The sequence below is a fragment of the Echinicola pacifica DSM 19836 genome (assembly GCF_000373245.1).
GTDB lineage: Bacteria > Bacteroidota > Bacteroidia > Cytophagales > Cyclobacteriaceae > Echinicola > Echinicola pacifica.
Genome location: NZ_KB890738.1, coordinates 849,633 through 870,043 on the forward strand (window position 1 = coordinate 849,633; position 20,411 = coordinate 870,043).

The window sequence follows — 20,411 nt, forward strand, 5'->3', positions numbered from 1 at the left end:
CTTATTTGGCGAATAGCTGGCTTTGATCTTTAAACGATTTGAACTCTAGTGCATTGCCGCTAGGGTCAAGGAAGAACATGGTGGCTTGCTCACCGGCTTCCCCTTGGAAGCGCAGGGAAGGAGCCAGCAGGAACTCCGTCTTATTGGCCTTCAGTCGCTCGGCCAGATTATGCCAATCTTCCCATTCCAGTACAGCGCCAAAATGTCTCAAAGGAACTTGCTTTCCATCCACCACACTGGTGGCGGTTTGCTGTGGCTCAGAAGTATTGACATGGGCGGACAGCTGGTGACCAAAGAAATCAAAATCGATCCACTTTTCTGTTGACCGCCCGATCGTGCAGCCTAGGACCTCATGGTAGAATTTTCGAGTGCTCTCTATGTCCTTTATAGGAAAAGCCAAATGAAATGGAGCGATCGCCTTCATATGTTATTTATCTTAGTAAACCTTTAGTATTTTTGTCCTGAATGTAAGGCAAAAGCCGAAAAAAACCATGGGAGGCAAAACAGTTTCTTTAGTATTATCCAGCGGAGGAGCCCGGGGACTTGCTCATATTGGAGTGATTGAGGCTTTGGTGCAAGAGGGCTATGAGATCAAGGCCATCGCCGGCTGCTCTATGGGGGCGCTTATTGGAGGAATATATGCCCGGGGCAAGCTGGATGAATATAAGGAATGGATCTGTAATCTCGACCGGATAGATGTGTTTTCGCTGATGGATTTCACCCTTTCCACCCGGGGATTTATCAAGGGAAATAAGGTATTCCAGGCCGTGGAGGCTATTGTGGGTGATGAGCTGATCGAGAATCTCCCCATTCCCTTTGTTTGCAACGCAGTAAATATCCACTCTGGCGATGAGGAGATTTTTTCCCGAGGGAGTTTATTTGATGCTATCCGCGCCTCAGCTGCTATTCCGACGGTCTTTAAGCCCTTTGCCATCGAGGATCGAGAGTATGTGGATGGTGCTATTCTCAATCCTATTCCAGTAAATCTTGCCAGTACCTTTGATACTGACCTGCTCGTCGCCTCCGATGTAAATGCCCCCAAGGCCTGCCCACTGGATATGCCTGTGGTGGTAAAAGAGGATAAAAGCCGACTTACTGTGCCCGCTTGGGTGGCAGAATATAAGGTGAAAATGGCCAGGTTCTTTCCTCAGGAAAAAAAAGAGAAAAATAAAAGTATGAGCTTCCTTGACCTGATGAATTTCTCCATCGAAAGCATGCAGGATCGGCTTTCGGATTATATCCTGAGCAGCCACTCCACAGATATGGTGGTTCAGATGTCTCGCCGCCAATGTGGGACCTTTGAATTTTACCGGGCCAAGGAAATTATTGAAGTCGGAAAAGCACTTACGCTAAGTAGTCTTAAGCAATTTAATCCATGAATATAAAAGAGCTAAATCAGCTACTGGGAAATATCGATATCTATCTGCTGGATCAGGTCCTCAAGGGGCGGTTTGATCATCAAATGCGAATATTGGATGCCGGATGTGGGGAGGGAAGGAATATCATCTATTTCCTGCAGGAAGGATACCAGGTTTTTGGACTGGACGAAAACCCCCTTGCGGTGAAAATGGCGCGGGCCTATGTCAAGACGCTTCAACCTGGCTATGATCCCTTGAGGATTCAGGTGGCCAAAGTAGAGGATATGCCCTTTCATAATGGGGCCTTCCAAGCCATCATTAGCTCAGCAGTTCTTCACTTTGCTAGGGATGAAGATCATTTTCGAGCTCAATTTTCCGAGATGATGAGAGTCCTTGATCGGGATGGGATATTATTTTTGAGGATGACCGTAGAAAATAAGGAGGTAGAAGCCAAGCCCTTAAGGGAGGGTCGATTCCTGCTTCCAGATGGCTCCGAGCGATTTGTATTGGCAGATAGCCTGCTAGAGGAACTAATGAAAGAGCATGCACTGGCACTTATCGAACCCTATAAGAAAGTGGTGGTCAACCAGCAAAGGGCCATGGGGACGTTGGTATTGAAGAAGGTATAAGGGAGGGATTAGGGAGCTGGGGATCTCAGCGCTAGGATTAAGAGTTGGCAGAGCTGCTTTTGGGAGACATTGAGTCGCATTTAGTGCAGCCACAGCCTGACTGTGATTTTTTCTGGTTAAAGTACGAATACGTTTTCCATCCAATCACAGCTATAAATAAGCTCCAAACTATTATTTCTTGCCACATAATTTACTTTATTTATAAGGTAAAGGCTGTGCCATAGAGGCACAGCTTAAGATAATATCTGATAGACAACCCAGGCGGATACATAAGCCAAAGCGGTCATATATACGGTTTGGATTACCGGCCATTTCCACCCCTTGGTTTCACGATAAACTACGGCTAAGGTACTCATGCATTGCATCGCAAAGGCGTAGAATACGATTAGGGAGAAGGCGGTTGCCAGGTTAAACACCTTGTTGCCGGTCTCTGGGTTGACCTCGCTATTTAATTTTTCTTGTATAGTCAGCTCGTCTTCCACATCGGCTCCCACACTATAGAGTGTGGCCATGGTGGATACGAAGACCTCCCTGGCCGCGAAGGAGGTAATCAGTGCGATGCCAATCTTCCAGTCATAACCCAAAGGACGGATGGCTGGTTCAATAAAGTGGCCCATGATCCCAATATAGGAAGACTCCAATTCAGCAGAAGCGATCTGGTTTTCATAAGTGGTCAACTGCTCGTCGGTAGCACCCGCAGCTGGGGACTCTACCTTGGCGATAGCCTCCTCCCTTGCGCTGGAGGGACCGTAACTTGCCAGTACCCAGAGTACGATTGATATTGCCAGGATGACCTTACCCGCTTCCAATACGAAAGTCTTGGACTTAGAATACATGGTGATCAGCACATCTTTCCATCTTGGCAGACGGTACATGGGCATCTCCACCACCAAATAGCTTTTCTCCTTAAAGTGAAGTATAAGTTTCAATATCCACGAGGTAAATAAAACAGCGACGATACCCAGCAGGTACATGCCCAATAAGGCCACGGCTTGTAAGTTAAACGGGCCGATATAGCTTTCCGGAATGGCGATACCGATAAGAATCACATATACCGGAAGTCTGGCAGAGCAGCTCATTAGCGGAGTCACCATGATGGTAATAAGCCGATCCTTCCAATTGCCGATATTTCTGGTGGCCATAATTCCCGGGATGGCACAGGCAATACCCGAGATCAACGGCACGACACTTTTGCCATTTAAACCAAAGGGCCGCATGATACGGTCCATAAGAAATACCACCCTTGACATATATCCTGTATCTTCTAGTATGCCTAGGAAGGCAAATAATAAGGCGATCTGAGGAATGAAAATGACGATTCCTCCTATACCTGGGATGATTCCTTCTGTGATGAGGTCAGTGAGTACCCCTGGAGGCAGCAGACCTGCGGCTCTGGCACTCATACTGGCAAAGAAACCATCAATGAGGTCCATAGGCATGGCCGACCAAGCAAATACTGCCTGGAATATGACCAGCATTATAGTGAGGAAAATGGCGTATCCACCGATTTTATGCAGGAAAATCTTGTCCAATTTGTCCGTTAGGCGCTTTCTGCCAAGGTCAGTTTTGGTCACCGCCTTGTCCAGTACTCCTTGGATCGCTCTGTATCGATATTGCGTCTCTTCGAGCTGGGTGGCCTGCAGGTTATATTTTGCAGCTTCTATTTCTGTTTGTAGCCAGTTTCGGTGCTCCTCAGATAGCGTAGGTTCATTTTCATAAAAACGTACCAGCTGGTAGGCTTGGTACTGATTATCTAAATCAAATCTCTGTTGGATTTTTTCGGATAGTGAGGCTGGTAGCAGGTCGGTGGATGCTAGGAAGCCCTCAGGTTTCTCAAACATCTTCTTGCTAAGCACCTCCAATATTCCTTCTAAGCCCTGATTACTCCGTGCATTGGTCTGCAATACTGGTACACCGAGAGACTGGTACAGGGCATGGGATTTTACTTTTACACCTTGCTCCTCAGCCGTATCAGACATATTCAGGATGATCGCCAGTGGCAATCCCATGTCCATGATTTGCGTGACCAAAAACAAGCCTCTCTCCATATTGGACATGTCCACCACGGCCAGTACAAAGTCCGGTTTATTGCTGGAGTCGAGCCCATTGAGCACCCTATGCACGATTACCTCATCTTCTGAGTTGGGGTAGATGCTGTAGGTTCCGGGAAGATCGATGATGGTCGCCTCATGCTCACCAGCTTTGATGGTGGCAAAGCGCTTATCCACGGTCACCCCTGGATAATTACCTACTTTTTGGCGCAGTCCAGTAAGACGATTAAATATGGTTGTTTTACCCACATTTGGGTTACCCACTAGGGCTACAGTAAAGGTAGATTGACGAGGAGGGGTCAGTACTTCTGGCATAATCAATTATTTTTCCAAGGATACTTCTATGAGTTGAGCTTCAGCCTTGCGCAGCGCAATGACCGTGTTTTCTAATCTAAAGGCTATGGGATCTCGTAAGGGTGCCCGATGTAATAAGGACATCTCCTTTCCCGGTAGAAAACCCATTTCCATTAGATGTAATGATAGCTCACTAGGGACTATTCTATGAATAGTCGCCCTCTCTCCGATATGTATTTGATCAGCCGTACGCATGTTTATAAAATTAGATTAAATCTAAATTGATGCAAAATTAACGGAAATTGAACAATTTTCGTTCTCTATCGAAGGAAATCTTCAATATTCTATATAAGTGGTCGCAGTTTGTGAAATTTGCCTAGAGGATTGGGCGGCTTTTGCGAAGCTTTCCTTTACAAAAAAAATTATTTTTTTACATTTTTTTGTTTATTATATAAAGTTAGCGCGCATATTTATGGTTATTTTCGAAATAAAAAGGTGAATTTATCCATTTTGAGGTCATAAAAACAGGTTTTTACCCCAAGCTTATGTTTTTTGTATTTTTGATGAGGATTAACACATAATTAATACGGTAGAAAAAATAAATTTTTATAATTTTACAGCACCTTAATTCAAAAATTAGGTTACTTATAACTAAGGCATTGGCAATTTTTTACAACGAAAAGAACTGGTATTTAAATTGCTGTAGCGTTGCAAGATTTTATTGAAGTAAAGGATTTTTATGGCGAGACGGTTTTACAAATACTTTCCGTGGGTATTCCTTCTGGGTGATATTTTCGTAATAGTAATTTCTCTTATCTTAACCAGTATAGTGGTAAGCACCTATACTGAAATGACGGCTGTACCTACCAAGCTTTATGTTTTATATTTGACTGTTTGGGTAGTCTTGGTGATATTTCGCAAGGACTATAAGGTGGGACGGACCACCGATTATTTGTTTACCCTCCAGAAATTGTTCGGCACCATATTATGGTTTTTCTCCATTATTTCGGTCTTATGGATCGCCTTCCAAGCCTATCATTTGAGTCGATTGTTCCTGCTAGTGGATGCCGTAGCCATGATGGGACTGCTGAGTATATATCGAGTGGGTACACATATCGCCCTCAAACAGTACCGCGCTGGTGGCGGCAATTATCGTAATGCCGTAATCGTCGGAAAAGGCGGTACAAGTTTTAAGCTGGCCAAGGTTTTTCAAAGTAGAAAAGATTTCGGGATCAACTTTCTGGGATATTATGATGATCTTAGTGATTGTATTGATACCAGAGGCAGCTTAGCGACTTTCTTTGAGGAAGTGAAGGAAATGGAACTGGATATCATCTATATCAATGAAAGGCTCGACCTAGGCACCATAAAGAAAATTATCAGCTACGCAGATGAACATTATATCAAGGTGAAAGTAATCCCAGGTGGTAATCTGCAGTTGGAAAAAAACCTATCTTTTTCTAAATACGGTGACTTTTTTGTCATCAATGTAAACGCTATTCCCCTGGATAGCTTCATCAATCGATGGAGTAAGCGGGTTTTCGACATTCTTTTTTCCCTATTTATCACTGTATTTGTATTGAGCTGGATGATTCCTCTCTTTGGTTTATTGATCAAGCTGGAGTCCCCTGGTCCAATGTTTTTTGTGCAACAGCGTAATGGTGAAAATAATAAGGTGTTCAAATGCCTGAAATTTCGCTCCATGACGCCTAATGATTATGCAGATACACAGCAGGCCACCCAGAATGATCCAAGAGTTACCCGAATTGGGAGGTTTCTCCGCAGCAGCTCCCTGGATGAGATGCCCCAATTCCTCAATGTGCTCATTGGTGATATGTCCATCGTGGGGCCACGACCGCATACCGTCCCAATGAATGAGACCTTCAAAACGCAAATCGAAAAGTATAATACGCGTCATAAAATTAAACCTGGAATCACGGGCCTTGCCCAGGTAAAAGGCTATAGGGGTGAAATCATCATGCCATACCAGATCAGATCCCGAGTACGACTGGATTATTTTTATGTCCAAAACTGGACCATGTGGATGGATGTGAAAATTGTACTGAAGACCATCCGAGAACTGGTGAATAGCCAGGATGCAGTTTACTAAAATAGCCTTTGAAACTGACTCTCAGGCTAGCTGAGGAAGTTTTTCATCTGGGAAAATGAGTTTTTTCTGCTGGAGAATATATTTTTTTTAGCCGAAGGCTAGCATAAATAGTAAGAAGAAAACTATCCACACGATATCTACAAAAAGTAAGATATGCTTGAATAGCCTAAACTTCATAATCACATAGGGGTTCGTCTCGAAAATCAATTCCTTGATAGGATCTTTGCGCACCTGATGGACATCCACGATTAGCTTGGACAAAAAAAGCATGAGGCCAAGGATATGCAAAACGTGAATACCTGTAAGAAGGTATAAATAGCTGCTGGTGGGCAGGCCAGACCTGTAAATTCCCTCCATCCCTAGCTCACACCAACCGCAAAACTGGAAGGTAACGAAGAGTACGCAGGTCCCTAGTAAGATATATAATACTTGCTGAAGCTCTGGAAGTTTACCATGACGCAGGATATTTATGAGCCAGTGAGCAGACATGGAGCCCGCCAGTAATACCACGGTGCTGATCCAAAAAAACACTGGAAGCTTAGTCAGATGAACTGGGCCTGCACTGAGCACACTTAGAATAAAGGGCAGGGTGAGGAAAATAAATATAAGCCCGCTGCTCCCCATCGCCAGGTAAACTAGCATCTGGTAGGGATGCATATCTTCGCTCCTCTTGACCAAGTTTTCTTTTTTCACGATTATCATTGCAGCCTTAGATCAATATTGTTTTCCAAAATAAGTGTAAGAATCACTAAGCTATATCGATGAGCCTAAGCGAGCTAAATTTGGTCATTTTTACACTAATTAGGTATTTAAGTATGCAGCTAACCAAAATTGTTCCAATAATGTTATCTCTAAGGGGAAAGATATATTTAGGCTCATAATTATTGCCTGCGGCAATAGGCTTACCGCGATCTATTTAGGTTTAGCGCACAGGGATTGTTATAGGACGGGGGACTGAGCAAGATTGAGAAGGGTCAGCAGGGGATAAATTATTCAGAGGATTTCTTGGGTCGGTATGGTTTTGGTGGAAAAGGGAAAATAATGGACTAGTCTATAAAGCAAGAAAGGATTAGCCAAGTTTTTTCTATCTTGCAAACATTCATAAAAACACAGCCTAATAGGGGCAATTAGAAGGGATTATTTTGGAAAAGAAAGCATTTCTTACACTATACGAGCAGGATTCTTTTGTAAGGACGATCGCCCAGTCACTGAAGGAGGAGTCTGGTAAAAACCACCATATTAAAGGCTTGTCTGGCAGTGTGGATATGGTATTGTTAGCTGCCCTAAACCAGATACAGCCTCGGACGCACCTGGTCATTGCCCATGATAAGGAGGAGGCCGCTTATTTCAATAGTGATCTTCAGAGCTTATTGGGTGAGGGTGCCTCAGTGATATTCCCGGCCTCCTATAAGAAGCCGTATCAGCATGAGGAGGTGGACAATGCCAATATCCTGATGCGGGCGGAAATCCTCAGCAAGGTCCTCGCTGCCAAGCAGGAAAACCTGATAATCATTAGTTTTCCTGATGCCCTCAATGAAAAGGTTATCAACAAAAAATCGCTACGGGAAAATACCTTTGTGGTGAAAGTAGGGGAGAAAGTAGATGTAGAATTCATCGCCGAGCTGCTGAGTACCTATGATTTTGAGAAGGTGGATTTTGTCTATGAGCCGGGACAATTTGCCATTCGTGGAGGGATCATTGACGTATATTCCTATGCCAATGAAGAGCCCTACCGATTGGAGATGTTTGGCCGTGAGATTGAGAGCATCCGTACTTTTGAGACGGAGAGCCAGCTCTCAGTGGATTCGCTGGATCAGATTAGCATCATCCCTAATGTGCAGACCCGATTGATGCAGGAAGTAAGGCAGTCTTTTGCGGAGTTTTTGCCTGCTGACACTTTGATCTGGATCAAGGACCTGGAATATACTGGGGACATGCTCGATCGAGCATATGAAAAAGCGGAGCAGCAGTTTGGGCAGATCACCTCCCAGGTGGGCAACGAAAAGCTGATGCTGAAGCCTGAGGCGTTATTTGATACCGCCGAATCCTTCAAATTATCGATAGAGAAGTTTACCAATATAGAATTTGGCAACCGATTTTCCTTGGCAGAGGATAAGGTTTTCAATTTTGACGGTCGGCCCCAGCCTTCCTTTAATAAGGATTTTGGTTTGCTGGTGGATAATCTTCTGGAGAATGAAAGAGCTGGATTGATCAATATCATTTCATCCGAAAGCGCAAAGCAGCTTGATCGATTGCAGAATATATTTCAGGAGCTGCATCCTACTTTGCAGTTTCAGACCTTACCGATCAGTTTGCGGGAGGGCTTTGTGGATCATACTTTGCGCCTGGCCTGCTATACGGATCATCAGATTTTTGAGCGTTTTCATCGCTATAAGTCCAATCAGAAGGCGAGCAAGACCAAAGCCCTTACGCTGAAGGAGCTGAAGACGCTGCAAGCGGGCGACTATGTGGTCCATGTGGATTATGGTGTTGGGCGTTTTGCAGGATTGGAAAAAGTCGAAGTCAACGGCAATTTTCAGGAGGCCGTGCGTCTGATCTTTAGGGATGATGACTTATTATATGTCAATATCCATGCCCTTCATAAGATCTCCAAATACTCTGGACAAGAAGGTAATATGCCCACCATGTCCAAGCTGGGCTCACCAGAATGGGAAAATAAAAAGAAAAAGGTCAAGCGAAAAGTTAAGGACATCGCCAAGGACCTCATATCATTATATGCCAAAAGAAGACAATCTCCAGGGCATCAGTTTGCTCATGACAGTGTGCTGCAGGTGGAGCTGGAGAGTTCATTTATTTATGAAGATACCCCCGATCAGGCTTTGGCCACAGGGGATGTGAAGGAAGATATGGAAAAAGCCTACCCTATGGACCGTTTGGTCTGTGGCGATGTAGGGTTTGGTAAGACGGAGGTGGCCATTAGGGCCGCTTTCAAGGCAGTAAATGACCGTAAGCAAGTGGCGATCCTGGTGCCCACTACCATTTTGGCCATGCAGCATTTCCAGACTTTTAAGGATAGACTAAAGGGTTTCCCCGTAAAAGTAGAATATATCAACAGGTTTCGCAGCACCAAGGAAGTTCGCGAGATTGCCAGACAGGTGACTTCCGGGGAGATCGATATCCTGGTGGGGACGCATAGGATTGTGAATAAAGATATTAATTTCAAAGACCTGGGCTTATTAGTGATCGATGAGGAGCAGAAGTTTGGCGTAAAGGTGAAGGATCAGCTGAAAGAGCTTCGAGTAAATGTGGACGTACTTACGCTTACGGCCACCCCGATTCCCCGCACGCTCCATTTTTCACTGATGGGCGCGAGGGATCTTTCGGTGATTGCTACGCCTCCGCCCAATCGCCAGCCGGTGACCACGGAGATACATACCTTCCAGGAGGAGGTGATCAGAGATGCCGTTGCCCGGGAATTACAACGCGGTGGACAGGTGTTTTTTGTGCATAACCGTGTGGGTGAAATCGAGTCCATTGCTAATCTGATCATGCGCTTGGTGCCGGACGCCAAGGTGGCTGGTGCCCATGGGCAGATGGATGGGAAGCAGCTGGAGAAAATCATGGTGCAGTTTATCGAAGGGGAATTTGACGTATTGATTTCCACCAATATCATCGAATCGGGGCTGGATATTCCTAATGCCAACACCATTATGATCAACCGAGCGCATATGTTTGGACTGAGTGACCTTCACCAGATGCGAGGAAGGGTGGGACGAAGTAATAAGAAGGCCTACTGCTACTTGCTGACTCCTCCAGTATCAGGTCTGACGCAGGAAGCGCGAAAGCGACTGCAGACCTTGGAAGAGTTTTCGGATCTAGGAGACGGATTTAAAGTGGCGATGCGGGATTTGGATATCCGAGGGGCTGGAAACCTTCTTGGTGCCGAGCAAAGTGGTTTTATCACCGATTTGGGTTTTGAGATGTACCATAAGATCCTCGATGAGGCAGTTCAGGAGCTTAAGGAAAATGAGTTTGCAAGCTTATTTGAGGTGGACCTGAAAGAAAAAATAGAGGTATTGGTGCAAGATTGCGTGATCGAGACGGACATGGAATTGCTCATTCCCGAGGGATATGTGACCAATATCTCGGAGCGGCTTTCATTGTATTCCAAACTTGATAATATCAAGACCGAGGAGGAGCTGGCAAAATTTGCCACCTCGGTGAAGGATCGCTTTGGACCGGTGCCTTCGGAGGTAGAGGACCTGTTTGAGACGGTGCGTTTGCGCTGGCTGGCCGAGAAGCTAGGCTTCGAAAAGCTGGTGCTGAAGAGCGAGCAGATGAAATGTTATTTTGTGCCAAGCACAAGGGAAATCTATTTCAAATCGGCTGTTTTTGGAAATATTATTAAGTTTATTCAAGGGCAAGGGAAGCACTGCAAAATAAAAGAGCACAAAAACCGTTTAATACTCAGCATCTCAAATGTCAAATCCATAGATCGGGCGAAGCAATGGTTAGGGGAAATGCGGGTGAATACTTAAATAAAATCATTTTCTTGAAGGTTTAATCTACGTTAAACCTAGGTGCAATTTGTATGGATCGTATTAATTTATTCGTTGATGAGCGGCTGAAATTATTGTGATATGTTATTATTGATTATATATTAGCGGTATTAAAGACGAGAAAAAAACCAAGTTTCACATGGTGAAAAGCAATTATAATAAATTTTGGCTTGTTGGTGCATTTTTGATGCTATCAATGACGATTTTGGCATCATGTGCCAAAAAGAGCGGCCCCACCTACGGAAGGCGGTCTGCTGGCAACCCGGGTAAGGTAAGTGCTGCAACTGGTGCAGATCTTAATTTTGACTTGGAAGACACCACACAATTTACCGTTGTCAAATTAAAAGATCCTGTAAAAGGACCGAAGTTAAAATATGTACAAGGTGGACGGGCTGTTCTTGGTACCCAGGAGCAAGATGTTATGGCCTTTAGAGATAATGCCGAACGTACCGTGACCATCGCCTCATTCTATATGGATGAGACCGAAGTCACTAACCTGGACTATAAAGAGTTCCTATTCAATATGAGAACCCGTGTGAGCTCCGATTCAGTAAAACGCCTGGAGCCTCGTGAAGATGTGTGGACAGAGGCCCTATCGTACAATGATGTTTACTCTACTTATTATTTCAGACATCCTGGCTTCAACTTCTACCCTGTAGCGGGTGTCACTTGGAATCAAGCAAATGTCTATTGCAAGTGGAGAACGATTTATGTAAATGAAATCTATAGAGAAAACGAAAAGCTGGACTCTACGATGAGCAAAAATCTGCTGATCGAAAGAGGAGTGGTTCTTCCTAGCTATAGACTGCCAAACGAAGCGGAATGGGAATATGCTGCCAAGGCAATGATTGGAACTCAATACTTGGATGAAAATCAGGAAAATGGTAGAATTTATCCTTGGGATGGCCGTGGAGTTCGTAATCCATATGATGTAAAAAGAAAATCAAGACAAGGTGACTTCCTCGCCAACTTCAAACGTGGCCGAGGTGATTACGCTGGTATCGCCGGTGGCGTAAGTAATGATGGAGATATCATCCCTGCCAACGTATATGAGTACCCACCAAATGACTTTGGGCTATATAATATGTCTGGAAATATGAACGAATGGGTGGAAGATGTCTATCGTCCTCTGTCTTTTCAGGATTTCGAAGACCTAAACCCTGTCCGTAGAGATGGCACCAATGATGATGCCAGTGCCTATGCCACCACCTTGATAGATGATAACTACCGAGTGTACAAGGGCGGAAGCTGGAGAGATGTCGCTTATTGGTTGTCTCCCGGCACACGTCGATTTATGCACCAGGATTCAGCTACCAATCATATTGGTTTCCGCTGTGCGATGATCTCTGTAGGTGCAGATGATATGTAATTCCAACTAGTAACCTTTATATTGAAAGCCGGATAAATTCCGGCTTTTTTCGTTTTTAACCGTTTATCCATTGCAATTTTACTTTTATATACTCTGATTGGTAAGGCTGTGGTGATTTTGTAACTTGTGCTTGGATTGAAGAATTCAACCATCATTTGACCTTGATGGCTTGCTGAAAAGCTTGGCTTTAGACTTCCAAAAACTACCAGAATCATAGTTTCTATCCCTTAGAGAATGGTGCAATGTTGAAGCTAAAGTTGTTGATCTTTTCACAGAAGCAAACGGTAGCCCTTCTCATAGGCAAGAATGGGGAGTCTAAGCGTTATTGAGGACAAAGAGCAAGTAGTTTACGACCCAATATAATGTAGTAAAGCCCACTCCATACGGTTGGAGCTGGGTAGCTGGAAGCCAGGCGGCTAGCCAGTAAACAGATTATTTTAACCAACAGAATATGAACCTATCCATTACCCCAAAAAGATTATTGGTGGTGGTCACCGCATTCATGAGTATGGGCATGAGCAGCCTTTACGCTCAGGAACATTTAGGCTATCAGACCCCGCCAGAGGAGATTATTGAGCTATTAGACGCTCCTGTTACTCCTTCAGTTTCATTTAGCAAGTCAGGCGACCGGATGCTGATCCTGGAGCGTCCAGGATATACCTCGATACAGCAGCTTTCGCAGCCGGAGCTCCGGCTGGCAGGAATACGTATCAATCCAATGACCAATGGTCCAAGCAGGTCTTCCGGTTATACAGGGATCAAAATCAAAAACCTCGAAAGTGGACAGGCAGAACCCCTTACAGGAATGCCGGCCGGTGCACATATCAGCGATTACAGTTGGTCACCAGATGAGAGCCACCTCGCCATCAGCATTACGGAAGAGAAAGGAATTAGCTTATGGCTAGCAGATCTGAGCACTCAGAAGGTAAGGCGCCTGACTCAGCCGGTCCTTAATGAGATCTATGGCCAGGCTTTTTCGTGGTTATCTGAGGATAAATTGATCATAAAGGTGGTAAATCCCGACCGTGGAGCCATGCCTGAGCGTCCTATGGTCCCTTCCGGACCGATCATCCAGGAAACTTCCGGTGCTGCTGCACCAAGCAGAACTTACCAGGATCTATTGGAAAATGAGTTCGATGAAAAACTTTTCGCCTACCTGATGGATGCCCAGCTGATGGTGCTGGACTTGTCTGGCTCTATGGAGAAATTGGCAGAGCCTGCCTTGATAAAATCCATGGACATCTCTCCAGATAGTAAGCATATCCTGGTGGAGACCATGCAGAAGCCCTTCTCTTATTTGGTTCCTAGCTATAGGTTCCCTTATAATGTAGAGATATGGTCCGTGGATGGAAGCAGCACGAAGACGCTTGCTCAGGTGCCTTTGGATGAGGTAAGGCCTACAGGATTTGATGCCACCGTGACGGGACCTCGAGAAGTAAACTGGCGAAATGATAAGGCCGCAGAGCTCTACTGGGTGGAAGCTCAAGATGGTGGAGATCCTAAAGTGGAGATAGAAGAGCGAGACATTGTCTATACCTTAGCTGCACCTTTCACCACTGAGAAGACCAAACTGGCAGCGACCAGCCTTCGCTTTGAAAGTATCGACTGGTCCGATGAGGATTTCGCAATTCTAAACGAACGTTGGTTTGCTAGTCGTCAGGAAAAACGATCCCTGATCAAGCCTGGCAATCCTTCTTCCGGCAAGAAAACTTTTATTGAGCGCAGCTACTCCGACATCTACAATGATCCAGGGGAGCCAGTGATGACCACCAATACCTATGATGAGCGGGTTTTGCTGCGCAAAGACAATAAGATCTTTATGACCAGTGAGGGAGGTTCTCCGGAAGGAAGCATGCCTTTCTTAGCTACTTTGGACGTTCTTTCTGGCGAGCAAGAGATACTATGGAGGTGTCAGGCGCCTTATTATGAGGAAGTCGTAAAAGTTCTTGATGATAAGGGAACCAGTTTTGTGACTAGAAAACAAAGTACTGATATTCAACCTAACTATTGGTTGGTCAATACTCGTAAGAGAATCGCCCCAATTCAATTGACGAATTTTGAGCATCCTTACCCTTCTCTGAAAGGGGTGGAAAAAGAATTGGTAACCTATCCCCGGAAAGATGGCTTAAATCTGTCAGCGACCATATACACTCCTGAAGGCTATGATGCTGAGGTAGATGGGCCTTTGCCGGTATTGATGTGGGCTTACCCAAGAGAATATAAATCCAAAGAGGTGGCTGCCCAAGTGAGAGGCTCCAAATATGAATTTATCCGTCTATACTGGGGTACTCCGCTGTATTGGGTGACGCAGGGTTATGCAATTATGGATCGCACTGAGATGCCTATCGTAGGCGAAGGGGAGGAAGAGCCTAATGATTTCTTCATCGAACAGCTGGTAGCCAATGCAGATGCTGCCATTGGCTATATTGTGGAAAGAGGAATTGGTGATAGAGATAGAATTGCCGTTGGTGGTCATTCTTATGGTGCTTTTATGACGGCCAATTTACTTTCGCATACCGATCTCTTTGCCGCAGGCATTGCCAGAAGCGGTGCTTATAATAGGACACTGACTCCTTTTGGCTTCCAATATGAGCAGCGTACCTATTGGGAGGCCCCGGACGTCTATTTCAATATGTCTCCTTTTATGCATGCAGAAAAAGTGAAAACTCCGCTGCTGCTTATCCATGGTGAGGCAGATAATAATTCCGGCACCTTTCCTATCCAGTCTGAGCGTTACTATAATGCCCTTAAGGGTCATGGTGCTACCGCAAGATTGGTTTTTCTTCCCAACGAAAGTCATGGATATGCCGCTCGTGAATCCATCCTTCATACCTTATATGAGATGAATGAGTGGTTGGATACCTGGGTGAAAAATAAAGGAGCTTCCGAATAAGATAGTAAGATAGTCTTGGAGATAATTCAGGACAGGTAGAAGATGGACGGCTGGTCATTGGTAATAAAAACCAATATGAATTGGCTTTGTAAGTAAACTCCTAGTGAGATGATACCCTAAAGTAAATCAAATCCCGCATAATGGTATATGCGGGATTTTTTTGTAATTTAATGGGGGTTTTCTGCTGGTAAATATTCCCAGGGCATTGGCAAAGGACTATTTATTCGTTTCCCCTGGCTAAAGACTTGTTATTTTGCTGAGTTGAGGTCATAGATTAAGAAACAGATTTTTCTTCAATAGCCCTATGAATGTGGAAAAGTGGCGCATTTTACCAACGATTATGAAAAGACTTTTACTTCTATCATTATTTATTCTTCAGGTTTTCGGCGCCAGTTATGCGCAGAGTTGGGAGCGTGCGGGGGACTGGGGAAATGACCTCTATGCTGTAGATTGGATAGATGAGCAATTGGGATATGCCGCCGGGGAAGGGATATTTCTAAAATCTACCGATGGTGGTAGTAGCTGGCTGGAGATTTCTCTACCCGTGGAGATGGAGGTATATGCTTTACGTTTCTTTGATGGGCTCAATGGCTATGTGGTAGGGAATGATGGATTGGTGTTCAAAACGACCGATGGGGCCAGCAGCTGGCAGCAGATGGACCTTGGTGCCACCAGCGACTTATTAGATTTGTACTATATCACTAAGGATCAGCTCTGGATAGTGGGAGCTGCGGGCAAAGTCTATAAGACCTCTAATAATGGGGGGAGCTGGACTTCGGTGGCTATCGGAAGCACGGAAGACTTGAATGCAGTGGTATTTACCAGTGCAAATAATGGATATATAGTTAGCAGTCTTGGTAAGGTTTTTAGGACTTTGGATGCTGGCGCGGCTTGGAGCGCGAGCGCGGTGACGAGCGGTATCGCTCTGAATGATATTTACTTTAGTGATGAGAACTCTGGCTTTGCGGTTGGCGATGCAGGGCTGATTTTTAGAACCGTCAATGGAGGTAGCCTTTGGCAGGAGGTCAAAAGTGGCACCAACTATAATTATAATACGGTAAGCTTTAGCCGTTCAAACCCAAAAATCGGGATTGTAGGTGGGGAGGGTGGCTATGTATTATATACTAATAATACTGGGCAGACTTTTTTGGAAAGAACCAGTAGGACGACTGAGGATGTACATGATTTGGTTTTTGCAGGACAAAGTGAACTTGCCATTGGGGTGGGAGATGCAGGGAATATCATTCGCAGCACCAATTCCGGGAATAGCTGGTCCCTGTCTCAGTCAGGTTTCAATAAGGACTTTTATACGACAGATTTTGTGACTGATAGTCGCGGCTATATAGCTGGGAATGATGGATTGGTGTTATTTACGAGCAATAGCGGCTTGACCTTTACCGATCGAACGCGGCCCTTGGTAGTTGATTTTTATGATATTGAATTTGAATCTACCAGTTTTGGCTATTTGGTAGGTGATGAAGGCACTGTGCTCCAGACCAGCAACTCAGGCGCTTCGTGGCTGGCCTTAAATCCCCAAACTGAGAAGGATCTATATGGCCTGTTTTTTTATGATGCCAATGAGGGCTATGTCGTTGGGGAGCAAGGTTTCATCGGCTATACTAATGATAGAGGCGTTTCATGGGTGACTTTGGAGGAGGGTTTGCGAAGTTATAATTTTAGAGATATAGCTTTTTTCGAAAATAAAATGGGGATTATTATTGGCGATGGTGGTAAAATTCTCCGCTCCAATAATGGTGTCAATTGGGTGGAAGTAAGTGCAGGTGTCAATCAGGATTTTACTTCTCTGAGTATTGTGAATGAAACCACGGCCCTAGCTATAGGGAAATCAGGGCAGCTCATTAGAACCAGAGATAATGGGCTCACCTGGACCAGGCTAAATACCAATCATACTACTGATTTTAATGGATTGGCATTTGCCGATGAGATGACGGGGTTTATCGTAGGCGTGGAAGGGTTGATTTTAGAAACTAAAGATCAGGGAGAGAGCTGGGAGCAGATCCAGACAGGCACCTTACAGGATTTTTATGATATCAATTTTGGCGATGCCACCACCGCCTATGCAGTAGGCGAGTATGGTTTATTTTATAAATACAGCTGTGCCCTGCCCACGGAGACGGGGACCATTGAGGGTTTTGATAATATTTGTATGAGCCAGCAGGTCTATACCCTGGAGCATGATGAGTCCACTGACTATACCTATGAATGGAGAGTGGACGGAGGGGAGATCATAGAGGGACAGGGAACGGATCGGGTGATTATCAACTGGGAGATTTCCGGAAGAAATTCAGTCATCGTCAAGAGCCTCAATGTCTGCGGCGAGGGGCCTGTGGCCGCACTGGAAGTGACCGTATCTACGCAGGCGGAGGCGGTAAATCAGATCAATGGTGTCGGCGTTTCCTGCCTGGGTGTGGAGGAATTATACTCGGTCGATTCCATTCCGGGAATGGAGTATTCCTGGGAAGTGAGCAATGGTATGGTGGTGTCGGGACAAGGAACCGCTCATGTGAAAGTGGCCTGGAATGGGCAGGGAAGTCAGGTGCTGACTGTCTTCCCTGGCAATGTATGTGGCCTCGGTCCTGAGAGTACCAAGGTCATCGAGGTGGGAACCGTTCCGCAGCAGCCCTCAGAGATCGTGGGACCGGCGAGGGTAGGCTTGGAGGAGCAAAGCTATAGGGTAACGACGGAAGCAGGCATAAATTACCAATGGTCCACCAATGGTGGAGGCACTATTGTCTCGGGACAAGGCAGTGCAGAGGTGCTGGTAAACTGGGATAGAGAGGGAGACTACTTACTGGAGGTGATACCTATGAATGCCTGTAATGAAGGTCCCAAACAGCTGCTCTCCGTTAATGTGGATTTGATCACCGCAATAGCGAATGAAGGGACCAATATGGCGCTAAAAATATATCCAAACCCCTCCCAGGGAGATATCCACATTGAAGCAAAAGGAATAGGGACCATTCACGATATCTCTGTGATCGACGCTATGGGTAGGCGTGTTTATGTGGTGACTCTTGAATTAGGGAAATTTAATTTCGAATTAAATAATCTGCCGAAAGGAATGCTATTAATCGTGCTGGAGACCAGTGAGGGGAGGATTGTGGAAAAGGTGTGGATAAAGTAGTGTGAATTTGCTTAAGATTCATCAATTGCCTATTTCTAATGTTAAATGATAGTATTTGAAGTTGCCGCAATTTCGTACTGTAATTTTCCCGAAAACCCTTGACCAAGCAAGCTTAATCTATTACCTATTAGGTGTTTTAGACAATTGTAAACTAAGAGTAAATTAGGTCTCAACTGCATTTTTACCCTCTCGCAAATCGGCTTCACTATAGATGAAGGCAGGAATTAATCACTTTCAATAAGCTTTAATAAAAAAACCGCTATATCAGCCTTCTTACTAAGGTCGAAATAGCGGTTTTGTGAATTAGGACGGATTACTTATCCGAAATTTCGAGTATAGGTTGTCCACTAGCACCATTAGGAATACGGATATCCAAAAGCATAGATAGGGTGGGTGCAATATCGGTGATCGAGCAATACCTAGAGCTCTTGCCGGCAGGGACATTCCATCCGTAAAAGAGTACGGGAACATGAGTATCATAGATATAACCGCTGCCATGGGTGGTGCCACGAGCCGAGTTAGATAGCCAGCCTGGTTCCAGGATCAGCATAACATCTCCTGAAGCCTTATGGTTATAGCCCATTTGCAATAAATGCGGGCGTCCCTCGGTATATTGCATGCGCTTCATATCGGAAGCGGTATAGGCTTCTTTGATACCTGGCAGCCTGAGCATAAAATCAGCTATTTCACGCTGCATCTTAGCTAGATCCAGTCCTTTCTCCTCCGCCAATTTCCTGTTTAGAAATATCTGATCGTTGGAGGTATTTAAGATCCAGTTGCCTTCCCCATAATGCTCACGAGTATAGCCTTTAAGTTGGGTCAGGGCAAATCGTGTGTCAAAACTGCCAGTAGGCAGGTTTTCACTCTTATTATAATTTACCACCTCGGCCACAGCATGATCGGCGGTAAGGAAGACCAGGTATTCACCTTTGCCGTATTCCTTATCTAGATAATTGAAAAACTTCTCCAGGCTTTGGTCCAATCGCAAATAGGTATCCTCCAGTTCTATGGAAGTAGGGCCAAATCGATGTCCTACATAATCGGTAGAAGAAAAACTAAGCGCTAAGAAATCTGTTTCCTCTCCCTTGCCCAATTTTTCGCCTTCTAAGGCCGCATAGGCCATGTCTAAGGTGAAGTCATTGCCGAAAGGTGTGGAGGCAATTAGTCCAATGCCATCGTTATCCTTCATCAATTTCTTAAGGTCGTAAGGAAAGTCAGTGGTTTCCTTACCAATAAATGGCGCCTCAAAATCATTATTGTCTGCTACACTTTGCTTATAGCTCTTGATATTATAGAGCGGCTTCCAGGTGTTGGACAGGTATTTCTCCGCAAGTTTCTTTTTGTTGAATTTCACTAACCAATCTGGCAGCTCCTCATGATAATAGGAGGAAGTCATAAATTCACCAGTGGTTTTATCAAACCAATAGGCTTCTCCCAGATGGCCCGCAGGAAGTGCCGCGCCACGGTCCTTGATGGCTATACCAACGACTTTAGACCGCTTATTGGTGGACAGCCTGAGCTCATCGGTGATGGTATTGGTAAGTAAGTTTCTTGGTGAGATCTCCCCATTTTTTGCTGATCCTCCGACTGCCGTCACCGTACTGTCTTCTGCGCAATAGATGGTCTGATTGAGTTCTCTTACATACCAGTTGTTGCCAATAATCCCATGAGTGGAAGGAGTGGTGCCGGTATATACTGAGGAGTGACCTGGCCCAGTATAGGTAGGGATATAGTTATAATGAGCATTTTTCATTACAAACCCCTCATTCATCAGGCGCTTAAAACCACCTTCGGAATAGCGCTCTTGGAATTTATTCAGGTATTCGTATCGCATTTGATCCACGACAATCCCTACCACCAGTTTAGGCTTTTCAGCCTTTTGAGCTAGGCTTATGCCCATACTCATGACCACGATAAGGCCAGTTGCAAAAATTTTTTTCATGGTGAAAATTCATTTTTTTGATAATGCGCTAATTTACAATAAAACCCGTTGGTATCTACCATTGAGAGTATGAAGTCTCTATTACCGCTAAAATTAACCT

The 20,411-nt window shown here is 44.9% G+C and carries 13 protein-coding genes; 7 read left to right on the plus strand and 6 right to left on the minus strand.

Features of this window, described 5'->3' with window-relative positions; all coding sequences use genetic code 11:
- Position 1: 1 nt before the first annotated feature.
- On the minus strand, positions 2–424 hold the full coding sequence (locus tag B050_RS0103610; protein WP_018472524.1) for a VOC family protein: 423 nt from the start codon (positions 422–424) through the stop codon (positions 2–4).
- 67 nt (positions 425–491) lie between these two features.
- Here B050_RS0103610 and B050_RS0103615 point away from each other — a divergent pair, with 67 nt between their 5' ends.
- Together B050_RS0103615 and B050_RS0103620 are read left to right on the plus strand one after the other, a co-directional pair.
- Positions 492–1,379 (plus strand): patatin-like phospholipase family protein, encoded by an 888-nt coding sequence (locus B050_RS0103615; protein ID WP_018472525.1) that lies wholly within the window; start codon positions 492–494, stop codon positions 1,377–1,379.
- A complete protein-coding gene (locus tag B050_RS0103620) occupies positions 1,376–1,987 on the plus strand; it encodes a class I SAM-dependent methyltransferase (protein WP_018472526.1) in 612 nt (203 codons plus the stop codon). The genes B050_RS0103615 and B050_RS0103620 overlap by 4 nt, the downstream gene beginning before the upstream one ends.
- A 37-nt stretch (positions 1,988–2,024) precedes the next feature.
- On the opposite strand, the gene B050_RS23790 is transcribed toward B050_RS0103620, so the two are convergent.
- The 3 genes from B050_RS23790 to B050_RS0103630 are packed head-to-tail and all read right to left on the minus strand — an operon-like array spanning position 2,025 to position 4,587.
- The gene (locus tag B050_RS23790) at positions 2,025–2,174 is read right to left on the minus strand and encodes a FeoB-associated Cys-rich membrane protein (protein ID WP_083923233.1); all 150 of its coding nucleotides are present in this window, start codon (positions 2,172–2,174) and stop codon (positions 2,025–2,027) included.
- A 46-nt stretch (positions 2,175–2,220) separates the two neighbouring features.
- Positions 2,221–4,353: a ferrous iron transport protein B gene (gene feoB / locus B050_RS0103625; RefSeq protein WP_018472527.1), complete on the minus strand. Its 2,133-nt coding sequence runs from the start codon at positions 4,351–4,353 to the stop codon at positions 2,221–2,223.
- 6 nt (positions 4,354–4,359) lie between these two features.
- Positions 4,360–4,587, minus strand: coding sequence for a FeoA family protein (locus B050_RS0103630; RefSeq protein ID WP_018472528.1), 228 nt, complete (start codon positions 4,585–4,587; stop codon positions 4,360–4,362).
- 484 nt (positions 4,588–5,071) lie between these two features.
- Between B050_RS0103630 and B050_RS0103635 the strand changes: the two genes are divergently transcribed.
- Positions 5,072–6,442, plus strand: a complete 1,371-nt coding sequence (locus tag B050_RS0103635) for an exopolysaccharide biosynthesis polyprenyl glycosylphosphotransferase (RefSeq protein ID WP_026235600.1) — start codon at positions 5,072–5,074, stop codon at positions 6,440–6,442.
- An 87-nt stretch (positions 6,443–6,529) separates the two neighbouring features.
- Here the strand turns inward: B050_RS0103635 and B050_RS0103640 are convergent, their stop codons facing one another.
- Positions 6,530–7,135 carry a cytochrome C oxidase subunit III gene (locus B050_RS0103640; protein ID WP_157492515.1) on the minus strand — a complete coding sequence of 202 codons (606 nt, stop codon included), beginning with the start codon at positions 7,133–7,135 and terminating at the stop codon, positions 6,530–6,532.
- Positions 7,136–7,584: 449 nt separating this feature from the next.
- On the opposite strand from B050_RS0103640, the gene mfd reads away from it, so the two are divergent.
- The 4 genes from mfd (at position 7,585) to B050_RS0103660 (ending at position 18,369) form a co-directional block, all read left to right on the plus strand.
- The gene (gene mfd / locus B050_RS0103645) at positions 7,585–10,941 is read left to right on the plus strand and encodes a transcription-repair coupling factor (RefSeq protein ID WP_018472531.1); all 3,357 of its coding nucleotides are present in this window, start codon (positions 7,585–7,587) and stop codon (positions 10,939–10,941) included.
- A gap of 160 nt (positions 10,942–11,101) precedes the next feature.
- On the plus strand, positions 11,102–12,331 hold the full coding sequence (gldJ, locus tag B050_RS0103650) for a gliding motility lipoprotein GldJ (protein ID WP_018472532.1): 1,230 nt from the start codon (positions 11,102–11,104) through the stop codon (positions 12,329–12,331).
- Between the two features lie 451 nt (positions 12,332–12,782).
- A complete protein-coding gene (locus B050_RS0103655) occupies positions 12,783–15,224 on the plus strand; it encodes a S9 family peptidase (RefSeq protein WP_018472533.1) in 2,442 nt (813 codons plus the stop codon).
- A gap of 340 nt (positions 15,225–15,564) precedes the next feature.
- Positions 15,565–18,369, plus strand: a complete 2,805-nt coding sequence (locus B050_RS0103660) for a YCF48-related protein (protein ID WP_018472534.1) — start codon at positions 15,565–15,567, stop codon at positions 18,367–18,369.
- 313 nt (positions 18,370–18,682) lie between these two features.
- On the opposite strand, the gene pafA is transcribed toward B050_RS0103660, so the two are convergent.
- Positions 18,683–20,311 (minus strand): alkaline phosphatase PafA, encoded by a 1,629-nt coding sequence (pafA, locus tag B050_RS0103665; protein ID WP_018472535.1) that lies wholly within the window; start codon positions 20,309–20,311, stop codon positions 18,683–18,685.
- Between the last annotated feature and the right edge of the window lie 100 nt (positions 20,312–20,411).

Bases quoted from the DNA above. Each gene is read 5' to 3' on its own strand.
- B050_RS0103610 (WP_018472524.1), bottom strand. From the start codon at position 424: ATGAAGGCGATCGCTCCATTTCATTTGGCTTTTCCTATAAAGGACATA.
- B050_RS0103615 (WP_018472525.1), top strand. From the start codon at position 492: ATGGGAGGCAAAACAGTTTCTTTAGTATTATCCAGCGGAGGAGCCCGG.
- B050_RS0103620 (WP_018472526.1), top strand. From the start codon at position 1,376: ATGAATATAAAAGAGCTAAATCAGCTACTGGGAAATATCGATATCTAT.
- B050_RS23790 (WP_083923233.1), bottom strand. From the start codon at position 2,174: ATGTGGCAAGAAATAATAGTTTGGAGCTTATTTATAGCTGTGATTGGA.
- feoB (WP_018472527.1), bottom strand. From the start codon at position 4,353: ATGCCAGAAGTACTGACCCCTCCTCGTCAATCTACCTTTACTGTAGCC.
- B050_RS0103630 (WP_018472528.1), bottom strand. From the start codon at position 4,587: ATGCGTACGGCTGATCAAATACATATCGGAGAGAGGGCGACTATTCAT.
- B050_RS0103635 (WP_026235600.1), top strand. From the start codon at position 5,072: ATGGCGAGACGGTTTTACAAATACTTTCCGTGGGTATTCCTTCTGGGT.
- gldJ (WP_018472532.1), top strand. From the start codon at position 11,102: ATGGTGAAAAGCAATTATAATAAATTTTGGCTTGTTGGTGCATTTTTG.
- B050_RS0103655 (WP_018472533.1), top strand. From the start codon at position 12,783: ATGAACCTATCCATTACCCCAAAAAGATTATTGGTGGTGGTCACCGCA.
- B050_RS0103660 (WP_018472534.1), top strand. From the start codon at position 15,565: ATGAAAAGACTTTTACTTCTATCATTATTTATTCTTCAGGTTTTCGGC.
- pafA (WP_018472535.1), bottom strand. From the start codon at position 20,311: ATGAAAAAAATTTTTGCAACTGGCCTTATCGTGGTCATGAGTATGGGC.